This window comes from Burkholderia sp. BKH01, from assembly GCF_025685725.1.
Classification (GTDB): domain Bacteria; phylum Pseudomonadota; class Gammaproteobacteria; order Burkholderiales; family Burkholderiaceae; genus Burkholderia; species Burkholderia pyrrocinia_C.
On sequence record NZ_JAOTQT010000021.1, the window covers coordinates 1 to 12,682 of the forward strand.

Consider the following 12,682-nt stretch of genomic DNA (forward strand, 5'->3'; position numbering starts at 1 on the left):
CTGCGGAAGACCAGCAGTCGATCCAAAGTGTGTGTGGGTCGCGAAGGCTTTACGCTGGTCCCGCCGCGTACAACGAATGCGTGGCGAGCCAACTGGCCTCGCTGAGCCGGACACCTCGAGCCCCGGACTTTTCGGGTATTTCTGCGGAAGACCAGCAGTCGATCCAAAGTGTGTGTGGGTCGCGAAGGCTTTACGCCGGTCCCGCAGCATATAACGCCTGCGTAATCAGTCAAGTCGTTGCGCTGCGACCGAGAACACAACCCTAATCGTCGTCACGCCATCGCAAGGTTGGGAGCCCTGGAGTCGAATGATTCCTTGCAGAACCTGATGGGACAGGCAGATGCCTACGTTTAAAAATCCGCGAGTGGCCCCAAATGGCCGACCGCAGCCCCACGGTGACCCGATGCCGAATGCCGACGTCGAACCGACTGCATCCGACGGAGGTCGACCCGTTGCAGCCTATCCCTATCGATTGCATGAAACTCAACGGCCAGTTTAGAAAATCAACCGGCCGCACGATCCTGATCAGAAGCGATAGCAGCCGTTTCTTTGTCGCTCGTATAATCAACCGCTCCGCAAATTCGACAGAGTCAGGGATGAACAACAGAGAACCCGAGCAAGAAGAGCCCAATAGGCTGCTGTCGCGCGAGGAAATTCTCGCAGCCTTAGATACGAAACCTGTTTTCGAGATCGTTACTCACGACGCCGGCACAATCAATGTCACGCCCGTGCTGGCGAAAACATTGGAGAGAATCACCGTCGAGTTTGAGCGTGACGACTCTGGCGTCGATGACAAGTTGCGTTTCCTGCTCTGCCAAATCGGTCGAACGAATGGCGACGACGGGCAATTGACCCCTATCTCCGACTCACTCGTAAGCCATGTGACGAGCGTCGAACTTGCGGACTTCGCGCGTAAGCTTCTTGTATCCGAAGAATGGGCCAGCGAGGATGAAGTCGTAGATGAGCCCGATCCGAAGGGACGTGTTATCGAAGCGCTCCGCGGAGAGATTGAGGCTGCCGGAGCCTCCTATCGGAAGTTGCTCGACGCTCTCGGGCCCAGTATATCCGCGGCCACTCGCGCGTCCATCTCGAACGCTACCCGATTGGCCGACAAGCTCCGGATGGACATCGCCACGAGTTCGCATACGTTCAGAGCCATTGAGACCCTACAAAGGGACGGTTCTGTCGCCAAGCTTGCGACGTCCGTGGCACAGATGCACAAGTCGATAGCGGGAGAAGCGGAAATCCGAGGGCAAGCGCTCCGATTGAAAGGCACACTTCCATCGTTCGCCATGTCACCTGTCCCATCAAGAATTCAAAGCCTTCCGCCGATCGTTAATCCCACTGCTGCGTCCGCCAAGGCTACAGCCGAAAGCGCGGCAAAGATGGAACAAGCGTTGGAGAGGTTAGAACAACGCGCTGACGATTCAGCGCTTCTCATCGCGGGTATTCATGACATGATCCGCGATACGACGTTGGATATGGCAAGGAACGCCCAAGAAAGCAGCGCGGCGACGAAGCAATCCTTGGATCAGGCTGCTGCGTCTCTGGCAATCGGCGTGCAGTCGTTAAACTGGGCAAAGTACGCGCTGATGGCCAGCGTTGGTATTGGACTTGTTGGTTTGGTTTTCGCCGGCATAAGCGCGTGGTATGCGGTATTCCTCGCAAACACAGCGCAATCGCCGGGTACTGTGACGGAGACGATTCATGCGCCCTCGAGCATGTAATCGACGCCCACTGATCAGCTCAGAAGGGCGCCAGCGGACAGTGGTGCCCACAAGGACTAGGTGCTGCCTTCGACGTCCGTCTGCCTTCAGACTGCGGATTCAACCCGTCGGTGCAACGGATTGAATCCGCGGTTCGCGGTGGACGTCGCATGTTGGCCGGCTACCGTCCGACGCGGTCAGCTGTAGCCGACTCGGGGTGGACCTTTGCTTTGCTAAACAGAGGGCATTCATGCGTATTCGGCGGGTAACTTCATGGAAGGAAGGGGCCGGCACGTGGAGTTGCTAGACTTCGCCAGTCTATTTCGCTGTATTGGTGGGATCATCGATAAACCCGCTGCCGGACAGTACGCGCGTTGAATCCAGTTCTATATCGGTTTCCGTTGATTCTCGTGAGCGAGTCGCGCAGAGAATTCTTGAGTATTGTGGAAGAAATATTGAACGATAAAATCAATCGCGGCATCCTCGTCCACGAACTCCTTCACAAAGTCGCCAGGTCCTGGGCCGGGCACCCAATCCCGAACTGACACCCACCAACGATCAGAAGCATGCCAGACCACTGGAACGGGAGCGTCGGTGTCGTCGTCAGTATGCCCATCTTTAATAGCATTACGGAGGCTGGGAAGCGAGTTCCCCTGGACACTGGTGGGCTTCATAACCAGATAACCCGAAGGGTATGCACGGTGATCGGACGAGAAGAACGGTTCACCGGACAACTGCAACCCTAGACTACGCAACCTATTGATGGAATTGATTGAAAGTAGCATTAGTAATGTGGCGAACAGGAGCCGTAGCCTAGATCAAAACGGACCTTTCATTGTCAACGATTCGGGCGATGAAGTCGATTGACTATTTCTGGCAGAACGCAGACGGTCTTCTCGCACTCCCCGAAAATCCGCGAAGAACTTCTTTTACATTGCGCACGCCCCTGCGGCGAGTGCGCGGAGGGCATTCGCTTGCAACCGAACCTGCCGATCGATTCCGCTGCGGCGTCGCCTCGACACGCGACGCTGATCCTGCTGTGCGCGTTCTCGGTGCTGCCGTTGAGCCTGTTCCTGCCGTCGCTGCCGGCGATCGCGCGCGACCTGCGCGCCGACTATGCGCTCGTCGCGCTGTCGCTCGGTGGATACGCGGCGGTGGCGGCATCGCTCGAGTTCGTGATGGGGCCGCTGTCGGACCGGTTCGGGCGAAGGCCGATCGTGCTGACGAGCGTCGGCGTGTTCGCGCTCGGCTCGCTCGGTTGCGCGATGGCAACCGATATCCGCGTGTTTCTCGCGGGCCGGCTGATGCAGGCGGCAATCACGTCGGTCTATCCGGTGTCGATGGCGACGATCCGCGACACCGGCGGCGGCAGCCGCGCGGCGAGCCGGATCGGCTATGCGGCGATGGCGGCCGCGTTCGCGCCGATGCTCGGCCCGACGCTCGGCGGCGTGCTCGATCAGACGGTGGGCTGGCGCGCGAGCTTCTGGTTGCTCGGCGCAGCCGGCATCGCGCTGTTCGGCTGGTGCGCGTTCGATCTCGTCGAAACGCACACGAACCGGTCGTCGAGTCTAGGGCGGCAGCTTCGCGCGTATCCAGCGCTGCTCCGCGCCCGCCGTTTCTGGGCCTATGCGCTTTGCATGGCGTTTTCGACGGGCTCGTTCTACGCGTTCCTGGCCGGCGCGCCGCTCGCCGCAAAAACGCTGTTCGGCATCGCGCCGGCGGAGATCGGTTTCTACATGGGGACGATCACCGCCGGTTTCGTGTGCGGCAGCTTTCTGGCCGCGCGTTTCGCACGCCGCTACGCGCTGGCGACGACGATCCTGTGCGGTCGTGTCGTCGCGTGCGCGGGGCCGCTGATCGGCCTCGCGCTGGTATTTGGCGGCGCGACGCATGCGATCGCGTGGTTCGGGCCGTGCGTGCTGGTCGGCATCGGCAACGGGCTGACCAATCCCGGTGCGCATGCCGGTGCGGTGTCGGTGCGGTGTCGGTGCGGCCGGAGCTGGCGGGCAGCGCGTCGGGCCTGGCCGGTGCGATGACGATCGCCGGTGGCGCCGCGCTGTCTTCGTTGACGGGCGCGGTGCTGACCGCCGGCAACGCGGGTTATGCGCCGCTCGCGATGATGCTGCTATCGGCGGCGATTGCGCTGGCGGCCGCCGTCTGCGTGCGCGTGTTCGACGCGCGTGACGCCGGGCAGTGAACACGGATGCGGCCCGCTACCGCGCCGCGCGCGATTGGCGGACAATTCATCGAACGCCGGGAGACGACGAACCATCCGCGAGCCGTATTCCCCGACGCGCGAAGGGCGACTGGGTGACTGGGCGAGGATGCGATGATCGACTTTTCTGATTTCCAGCGGGAAATTGCCGACGCCGCGAGGGCGACGTTCAAGGCGCTGCGGGCGTTGCACCCGGACGAGCATTTCTACGCATTCGCGCTTTATACGGACAGCGGCGCGATGACGGTGGTGCCGGCAGCCAATTCGGTCGAAGGACTGAGCCGGGTCCGCGCGCAACAGGCGGTCGCGGCCGACGATCCGGATCCGTGGTACGTGTGGGGCTGTCCCGAATGGGCGTACGCGGCGGCGGAAGCGTCGCCGTTCAACGCGATCTGCGGCAAGCTGGCCGACGAAGTGCTGAGCCCGACGTTTGTCCGGTCGAGGTTCGCGGAATTCTCCCGGCAACTCCACGCCGACATGATCGAGGCGTTGCGGCTGCTCGATCGCGACGGCCTGTTCGGCACGGGTGAAGCAAGGGAAGCCATCACGCTGTTCGTATCGATCAGCGACGACGACGCAGCCGAGGCGCTGGAAAACGAATCGGCGAAAGCGCTGAATCCGCCGGCCGTCGCCGACAAATTCCTGCGCCGCTACGACTGAGCAACCGGAATGCCGTTGCGGCCGGCCAGAGCCGCAACGCGCAACGAGCAACGAACAACGCACGGCGGGCGCCGCATCCGCCCGCGTGCGTCCCTCTTTGAACCGTTACGGCTTCGCGCCGACGACAAACTCGAACGCCGCGACGCCGTCGACGCCGCCCGTCACGCGGTCGCCCGGTTGCAGCGCGCCGACGCCGGCCGGCGTGCCGGTGAAGATCAGGTCGCCGGCCTTCAGCTCGACCGAGTGCGACACGTACGCGATGACGTCGGGCACGGCCCAGATCATGTCGGCCAGATCGCCTTGCTGGCGCGTTTCGCCGTTGACCGCGAGCCAGATGCGGCCGACGGCCGGGTGGCCGGCGGCCGTCGCCGCGCGCAGCGCGGTCACGGGGCCCGACGCGTCGAAACCCTTCGCCCAGTCCCACGGACGGCTGAGTTTCTTCGCTTCGGCCTGCAGGTCGCGGCGCGTGAGGTCGACGCCGACGCCGTAGCCCCACACGTGCGACAGCGCGTCGGCCGGGTCGATCGACCGGCCGTCCTTGCCGATCGCGACGACCAGCTCGATTTCGTGATGGAGGTCGCTCGTCAGCGGCGGATACGGGACGGTGCCGCTTGCCGGGACGATCGCGTCGGCCGGCTTCGTGAAGAAGAACGGCGGTTCGCGGTCGGGATCGGCGCCCATTTCGCGGGCGTGGTCGGCGTAGTTGCGGCCGACGCAGAACACGCGGCGCACCGGAAAGCGCGCGGACGACTGTTCGACTTCGACGGAAGGACGCTCGGAAGCGTCGATGACATAGGCGGACATCGGATGGCCTCGTTCGGTGGGTAGACGGATGCCGGCGCCCGTGCGGCGCACGGGCCGGCATGCGTGAACGATACCCGACGCGCGTGCGGCCGGGTGCGACGCAATTGCGTTTTACCGGGACAAAACTACGCGTCGGCGGTTGCCGGTGCGTCGTCGCCGTCCGGCAACGCGGCGTTCGCGTCGCGGTACGCCTTCGGCGACACACCGACCCGCGCGCGGAAGCGCCGCGCGAAATATCCTTCGTCGCGAAAGCCGACCGAGCGCGCGATGTCCGCGATGCGCCGGCTCGTGTGAGCCAGCAGCGATTGCGCGAGCGCGATCCGGCGCTCGGTCACGAGATCGGTGAACGTGCTGCCGGTTTCCTTGCGGACCAGGTGCGCGAGGTAGTTCGGCGACAGGAACGCGGCCTCGGCGGTCGCGGCGAGCGTCAGGTCCTCGCGGGTCAGGTTCGCACGCACGTGCCGCAGCACGCGCGCAAGCGCGTCGCGCCGGCCCGCGCGCTGGGCGCTGCGCTGCGCGAGCTTGTCGAGCGCGCCCGCGTACTGCGTGCAGACGAGCCCGATCAGCTGCAGCAGGTAGCCGCGCAGCAGCGTGGTCGAGCCGAAGGTGCGCACGCGATCGGTATCGAGCATGCACAGCGCGAGGCGGCGCGCTTCCTCGTACGTGTCGCCGGTCAGGATGAAGTCGAGATGCTCCTGGAAGCGGAACGGCGTCAGCTCGGGAAAGCGGTGCGCGGGCACGTCCTCGAGATCGAGCGGATCGACGTCGAGATCGGCGCGCAGGAACGCCTGGCTGAAGTTGATCACGATGAAGTGCGCGCCTTCCGGATGCGGGATCAGGTGCTCGCGGTGCGGCAGCACGAACGCGAGCGCGCCGCGCGGAAACGGCCGCGTGACGCCGCCGATCCGCTGCTCGGTGTCGCCGCCGAGGTTGAACTGGATCTGGAAATACGCGTGCCGGTGCGGCTCGGTGATCGCCTGGCGCGACGCTTGGTCGCGGATGTAGAAATCGAGCCGGTCGCTGCGTTCGGGCATCCCGTACAGGCGCGGCGGGGCGGTGGATGGCATGAAGGATTCTGCGGTTCGTGACGCGGTTGAGCCGCGATGGTACAGCGAACCGGGCGCGGCCGGAATGTGTGGCGCCCGCGCCCGGCGGCGATCAAGCGTCCGGATGGAAGCCGAGATAGCGGGCGTCCGGGCCTGCCAGGCTACCGGCAAGCCGGCTCGACGCGTCGACCGACGCGAGTGCATCCGTCGTCGCCGCGCGGTTCGACACCAGTGTCCATGCGAGGGTGTCATCGGCGGCCACCATCGGCGTCGCGAGCAGATCCGTCAGCGCGGCGAGCAGCGCGGGCGCGGGCGGCGCATGAATCACGAACCCTTCATTGGCGACGGCCGCCGTGTCGATCCCCAGCACCGCGCACAGCCGTGCGCGCAGCGGCGTCTCGGCTTCGCTCGCCGCTCGCGAGCGCGCGATGCTCTCGCGCGTGTCCGCGTCGACGATCGTGCCGCCGCGGATCAGCGGCGTCTGCTGCCAGGCGTCGGACGGGCATTCCTTGCCGCCGGGCGTCAGCGGCACGAACGGATTGATCTCGGCCGGGTAGATCCGGCACACGAGCGGGCGTTCGTCGTAGATCCCGCAGCGCAGGTCGTCGCGCAGGTTCGGGCATGGCCCTGCATGGGCGGCGGTGAGCACCACCGTGACGCGCACGGGAAGCGAGCCGCTGAGCGCGGGTGTCGAACGGGCGCGCTTGTACGCGGCGAACGCGTTGTCGGGCTCGGGTTCGACGAGCCATGGCATCGCGTCGCACAGCAGCTCCACGTGACCGCCGCGCCGCAGCCACGCGATCGCCTCGCCGATCGTCAGTGGAATGCGCAGATCGCGGCAGCATCCGCCGCAGCCGGTGCAGGCGAAGTCGATGTCGGGGTCGGTCGCGGTATCGTTCATTGGGTGTGTATCGGGGTATCGGGCGCGCCGCGTAGCATCGCGACGCCGCCGGTGGTTTCGTTCATCGGGCGAGCAGCGGTGCCACGCGGCGGCGCAGCTCGGGCACGACGTCGGCGTCGAACCACGGATGGTGCTTGAACCACGCCTGGTTGCGCGGCGACGGATGCGGTAGCGGCAGCACGCCGGGCCCGTAGTCGCGCCATGCGTGCACGGTGTCGGTCAGCGTCGCCTTGCGCGTGTCGCGCAGGAAATGCCGCTGCGCGTACTGGCCGATCAGCAGCGTCAGCCGGATCGACGGCAACTCGGCGACCAGCCGGTCGATCCACAGTTGCGCGCATTCGGGGCGCGGCGGGTTGTCGCCGCTCGCGCCGCGGCCCGGGTAGCAGAACCCCATCGGCACGATCGCGAAGTGGGTCTCGTCGTAGAAGGTATCGGCATCGACCTCGAGCCAGCCGCGCAGCCGCTTGCCGCTCGCGTCGTCCCACGGGATGCCGCTTGCATGGACGCGTGCGCCCGGCGCCTGCCCGACGATCAGGATCCGCGCGTCGCGATGCGCGCGCACGACCGGCCGCGGGCCGAGCGGCAGCTCGGCTTCGCATGCACGGCACGCGCGGATTTCGGTGAGCAGCACGTCGAGCGGCGCGCGCGTTCGTTTCGGCATCGATTCGGAGCGGGGACGGAGTGGCAATGCGGTGTCGTCCGGGCCGCGCATGCGGAAAGCCGCCGGGTGGCCCGGATCGGCATGGCGCGGCCCTGAAGCGGGCGCCAACTGCATCACATGGCGCGCATCACGTGCGCGACGGGCCCGCTGCGCCGCGTTCGGCGACCGCAGCATCATACAACGCGGTCTGCGCGATCGCCGCGGCGATCCCCGCGTCGTCGCGCGAACCGTCGAGCATGCCCCAGCGCCGGTATTGGGCCAGGAACCACCGGCCGTCGAGCGGATCGGGCCGGTTCACGGCGCCGCCGTCGTGGAAGCGGATCGGCAGCGGCGGCTCCGCGAACGGCCCCGCGCCGTAGTCGCCGAGCAGGCGCGGCGCAATCAGCCGGGCCGGCACGCCGAGCGCGTCGGGCGACGCGAGCCAGTCGGCCGCCTCGCGGCGGTGCGCGGCGCTGTCGAGCCACGCGCAGGCATCGACGAGCGTGCGGATCAGCGCGCGTGCGGTGGCCGGATACAGCGACACGAAGTCGCGCCGGGCCGCGAGCACCTTCTCCGGATGATCGGGCCAGATCTCGCTCGTGACGGCGACGGTGCGGCCGGCCTGACACGCTTCGGCGACCGCATGCCACGGCTCGCCCGCGCAGAAGCCGTCGAGCTCGCCGTTCGCGAGCGCGGCGACCATCTCGGGCGGCGGGATCACGACGCTGCGCACGTCGCGCAGCGGATCGACGCCGTGCGATGCGAGCCAGTGGTTCAGCCACATCGCGTGCGTACCGGTCGGGAACGTCTGCGCGAGCAGCGGCTTGCGGCCGAGCGTCGCGAGCGCGTCGCGCACGCTGCCGCTCTCGTGGTACGCGTCGGCGAGGCCGCGCGAGAACGAGATGGCCTGGCCGTTGCGGTTCAGCACCATCAGCGCGGCCATATCCGCCTGCGGGCCGCCGATGCCGAGCTGCAGCCCGCAGACGAGCCCGTACAGCGCGTGCGCGGCGTCGAGCTCGCCGCTCAGCAGCTTGTCGCGCACGGCGGCCCACGACGGCTGGCGGTTCAGTTCGAGCGTCAGGCCGTGCGCCGCGCCGAGGTTCAGGTGCTGCGCGACGATCAGCGGGGCCGCGTCGCTCAGCGCGACGAACCCGAGGCGGAGATGCGCGCGTTCCGGCGCGGCGGGGGGCGAAGTATTCATGGCGGTCATGGCTGGGGTGACGCATCGAGCAACTGCCGCGCGACGTCGACGATGCGCAGGCCCTGATCCATCGCGCGCTTGCGCAGCGCCGCATACGCATCGTGCTCGGACAGCCTGCGCTGGTCCATCAGCACGCGTTTCGCGCGGTCGATCAGCTTGCGCTCCGCGAGTTCGCGCTCGACGTCGGCGAGCCGGCGGCGCAGCGCATCGTCGTGCGAGAAGCGCGCGAGCGCGACTTCGAGAATCGGCGCGAGGCGCTCGGCCGACAATCCTTCGACGAGATACGCACTGACGCCCGCGCCGACCGCCGCGCGGATCAGCGCCTGGTCGCCGTCGTGGCTGAACATCAGCACGGGGCGCGGCGCGGTCGCGTTCATTACCGCGAGCTGCTCGAGCGTGTCGCGCGACGGCGAATCGGTGTCGATGATCACGACGTCGGGGCGCTGCTCCTCGACGGCCGCCGGCAGGCGCGCGGGCGTCGCGACGTCGTTCAGCATCTCGTAGCCGAGGCGCGCGAGCGCGTCGCCGAGTTCGCCGATCGGTTTGTCGGTATCGGTGACGAGCAGCACGCGCAGGCGGGCGGACAAGGCGGACGAACTCATGAGGCGAGCGGGAGCGGCAGAAGGCCGGCGCGACGCGCGAACGGCGCGTGACGGCCGAGTCGGGACGCGGCGCCGATACCGCGCGTGCGCGACCGGCGGCCGGCGCGAACGCGACCAATGGATTCGGAAGTGGCGGGCGGCCGGCGCCGCGTGATGCAGTGCATGCTACGCGGCCCGGACCAGCGCCGCGTCGCGCGCGGCATCCTCATGCTGCACGGCCGCTTCACCGATCGCGCCGCCGACGAGGATCACGGCCGGGCTGCCGAGCCGCGCGTCGTCGATGCCGCGCGCGAGCGTGCCGAGCGTGCCGGTCCAGCGGCGCTCGTCGGGCGTGCCGGCCCATTGCACGGCCGCGGCCGGCGTCGATGCCGGCAGCGCGGCGAGCAGGCCCGTCGCAATGCTGTCGACGCGGCTCATCCCCATGTAGATCGCGAGCGTGGTGCCGGTCGCCGCGAGTCGCGACCAGTCGGGTTCGCCGTGGTCCTGGCGGTGCGCGGTAACGAACGTGACGCCCTGGCAGTGCTCGCGGTGCGTGAGCGAGATGCCGAGGCTCGCGGCGGCCGCGAATCCCGACGAGATGCCGTTGACGATCTCCACTGGAATCGCGGCGGCGCGCAGCGTCGCGAGTTCTTCGCCGGCGCGCCCGAACAGCAGCGCGTCGCCGCCTTTCACACGCACCACGTGCGCGCCGCGCAGCGCGTAGCGGCGCATCAGCCGCTCGATGAACGCCTGCGGCGTGGAGCGGCAGCCGCCGCGCTTGCCGACGCGGATCACGCGCGCCTGCGGTGCGAGCTCGGCGATGCCGGGCGCGACGAGATCGTCGAGCAGCAGCACGTCGGCGGCGGCCAGTGCCTTCACGGCCTTCAGCGTGAGGAGATCGGGATCGCCGGGGCCGGCGCCCAGCAGCGTGACTTTTCCAGTCGTCATGTCGTGTTCCAGTGCCGCGTGCGTGCGGCCGTCGATAGCGCGTTTTCTGCGCGGCGGCGGCGGGCGGTAGAAACAGTCCGGCATCCGGCCGTGCCGCGCACGGGAGGGACGCCGTTGTCCTGACGGGCCCGCCGTGAATGACGGGCATGGTTTGCGGGAACTGCCCACCGGCGCCGTTGCCGGTGTGATGCATGGGGTTCAGCAATATCCGGGCCAACCGGTGCGATGCACGGCGAGAGCGTGGCACGACGACCGTGTGACGGCCGCGCGCGTGCGCGTGGCCGCGGCGCGCAGGCAGATGCAATGCCGCATCGGCGTGCATCGTGCCCCGTCAGCGCGCACCGCGATGTCGCACGGCGACAGTGCTGCAGCGCACCACATCTGTGCTTCGCTGCTTCATGACGCATCGTGCGCCGCGCGCCGGATCGCGGCGCATGCCGGCCGGCGAGCCTTGCGCAGCGGGGATGCCGACGCGATTCGGGCCGACATGGCACGGCGTTTGCGTAAGCTGGTTCGGACGGGTCAATGGCGATTCGTCCGCAGTACCGAATACATACGCGCCCGGCAACGGGCTTCATGGGCAACGGCGTCCTACGCATCAGGTCTCGACGAGACCGGGTGCGCAGGACGCCGTTTTTCGTTTGGCGGATGACATGACCGACAAAGCTACCCGTATCGATCTCTTCAGCCTCCGCACCGCGCCGATGCGCGCGTTCCACCTGACGTGGATGGCGTTTTTCGTGTGCTTCTTCGCGTGGTTCGCATGCGCGCCGCTGATGCCGCTCATCGCACGCGAATTTCATCTGACGGCGGCACAGGTCGCCAACATCAACATCGCCGCGGTGGCCGCGACGATCGCCGTGCGCCTGCTCGTCGGCCCGCTGTGCGACCGCTTCGGCCCGCGCCGCGTGTATGCCGGCCTGCTGCTGCTCGGCGCGATTCCCGTGTTCGCCGTGCCGTTCGCACATGACTACCTGACGTTCCTGATCTGCCGGCTCGGCATCGGCGCGATCGGCGCGGGCTTCGTGATCACGCAATATCACACGTCGGTGATGTTCGCGCCGAACGTGGTCGGCACCGCGAACGCGACGACGGCCGGCTGGGGCAATGCGGGTGCGGGCGCGACGCAGGCGCTGATGCCGCTGCTGGTCGCCGCCGGCCTGATGCTCGGTTTCGGCGAAAGCTCGTCGTGGCGCATCGCGCTGGTCGTGCCGGGCGTCGCGATGCTCGTGATGGCGTGGGCGTACTGGCGCTTCACGCAGGATTGCCCGCAAGGCGATTTCGTCGCGCTGCGCAAGGAAGGCGTGACGGTCGACAGCGGCAAGAAGGGTGGCTGGGCGAGCTTCGTCGCCGCGTGCGGCAACTATCGCGTGTGGATGCTGTTCGTCACGTACGGCGCGTGCTTCGGCGTCGAGGTGTTCATCCACAACATCGCCGCGCTGTACTACGTCGATCACTTCAGCCTGTCGCTGAAGGACGCGGGCTTCGCGGTCGGCATGTTCGGGCTGCTCGCGCTGTTCGCCCGCGCGCTCGGCGGCTGGCTGTCCGACAAGATCGCCGCGCGGCGCAGCCTCGACGTGCGCGCGGCGCTGCTGTGCGCGCTGATCGTCGGCGAAGGGCTCGGGCTGATCTGGTTCTCGCATGCGCAAAGCGTCGGTATCGCGCTCTTCGCGATGCTGACCTTCGGCCTCTTCACGCACATGGCCTGCGGCGCGACCTACGCGCTGGTGCCGTTCATCGACCGCAAGGCGCTCGGCGGCGTCGCGGGGATCGTCGGCGCGGGCGGCAACGTCGGCGCGGTTGCCGCGAGCTTCCTGCTGAAGGGCATCGGCGACGTGCAGCACACGCTGAGCCTGCTGGGCCTGGCCGTCACCGCGACCGCGCTGTGCGCGATGGCCGTGCGTTTCAGCGAAGAACACAAGGCACGCGAGGCCGAGCTGCGCGACCGCGCGCTGGCCGCAGGCAGCGTCGCGAACTGAT

Annotated in this window: 10 protein-coding genes and 1 pseudogene; 4 read left to right on the forward strand and 7 right to left on the reverse strand. The window is 67.6% G+C overall.

What is annotated here, in order from left to right:
* Nucleotides 1-476: 476 nt before the first annotated feature.
* From OEJ37_RS25425 to OEJ37_RS25435, 3 genes and pseudogenes are all read left to right on the forward strand, one after another.
* Nucleotides 477-1,727 carry a hypothetical protein gene (locus tag OEJ37_RS25425; RefSeq protein ID WP_263346722.1) on the forward strand — a complete coding sequence of 417 codons (1,251 nt, stop codon included), beginning with the start codon at nt 477-479 and terminating at the stop codon, nt 1,725-1,727.
* 953 nt (nt 1,728-2,680) lie between these two features.
* Nucleotides 2,681-3,903, forward strand: a pseudogene (locus OEJ37_RS25430) (MFS transporter).
* Between the two features lie 132 nt (nt 3,904-4,035).
* Nucleotides 4,036-4,581 carry a DUF4303 domain-containing protein gene (locus tag OEJ37_RS25435; protein WP_174418651.1) on the forward strand — a complete coding sequence of 182 codons (546 nt, stop codon included), beginning with the start codon at nt 4,036-4,038 and terminating at the stop codon, nt 4,579-4,581.
* Nucleotides 4,582-4,686: 105 nt separating this feature from the next.
* On the opposite strand, the gene OEJ37_RS25440 is transcribed toward OEJ37_RS25435, so the two are convergent.
* The 7 genes from OEJ37_RS25440 to cobA all read right to left on the reverse strand — a co-directional run bounded on the left by OEJ37_RS25440 (nt 4,687) and on the right by cobA (nt 10,702).
* Nucleotides 4,687-5,385 (reverse strand): fumarylacetoacetate hydrolase family protein, encoded by a 699-nt coding sequence (locus tag OEJ37_RS25440; RefSeq protein ID WP_263346723.1) that lies wholly within the window; start codon nt 5,383-5,385, stop codon nt 4,687-4,689.
* Nucleotides 5,386-5,510: 125 nt separating this feature from the next.
* A complete protein-coding gene (locus OEJ37_RS25445; protein ID WP_263346727.1) occupies nt 5,511-6,452 on the reverse strand; it encodes a helix-turn-helix transcriptional regulator in 942 nt (313 codons plus the stop codon).
* Between the two features lie 91 nt (nt 6,453-6,543).
* The gene (locus OEJ37_RS25450; protein WP_263346729.1) at nt 6,544-7,332 is read right to left on the reverse strand and encodes a YkgJ family cysteine cluster protein; all 789 of its coding nucleotides are present in this window, start codon (nt 7,330-7,332) and stop codon (nt 6,544-6,546) included.
* 61 nt (nt 7,333-7,393) lie between these two features.
* Entirely contained in the window at nt 7,394-7,993 is a 600-nt protein-coding gene (locus OEJ37_RS25455; protein ID WP_263346734.1) for a uracil-DNA glycosylase family protein, read from the reverse strand.
* Between the two features lie 127 nt (nt 7,994-8,120).
* Nucleotides 8,121-9,173 carry a CmpA/NrtA family ABC transporter substrate-binding protein gene (locus OEJ37_RS25460; RefSeq protein WP_174418647.1) on the reverse strand — a complete coding sequence of 351 codons (1,053 nt, stop codon included), beginning with the start codon at nt 9,171-9,173 and terminating at the stop codon, nt 8,121-8,123.
* A 5-nt stretch (nt 9,174-9,178) separates the two neighbouring features.
* Nucleotides 9,179-9,775, reverse strand: coding sequence for an ANTAR domain-containing response regulator (locus tag OEJ37_RS25465; protein WP_152857066.1), 597 nt, complete (start codon nt 9,773-9,775; stop codon nt 9,179-9,181).
* Between the two features lie 165 nt (nt 9,776-9,940).
* Nucleotides 9,941-10,702, reverse strand: coding sequence for a uroporphyrinogen-III C-methyltransferase (cobA, locus tag OEJ37_RS25470; protein WP_263346744.1), 762 nt, complete (start codon nt 10,700-10,702; stop codon nt 9,941-9,943).
* A gap of 653 nt (nt 10,703-11,355) precedes the next feature.
* Between cobA and OEJ37_RS25475 the strand changes: the two genes are divergently transcribed.
* Nucleotides 11,356-12,681, forward strand: a complete 1,326-nt coding sequence (locus OEJ37_RS25475) for an MFS transporter (protein ID WP_263346754.1) — start codon at nt 11,356-11,358, stop codon at nt 12,679-12,681.
* The last annotated feature ends 1 nt before the right edge of the window (nt 12,682 follow it).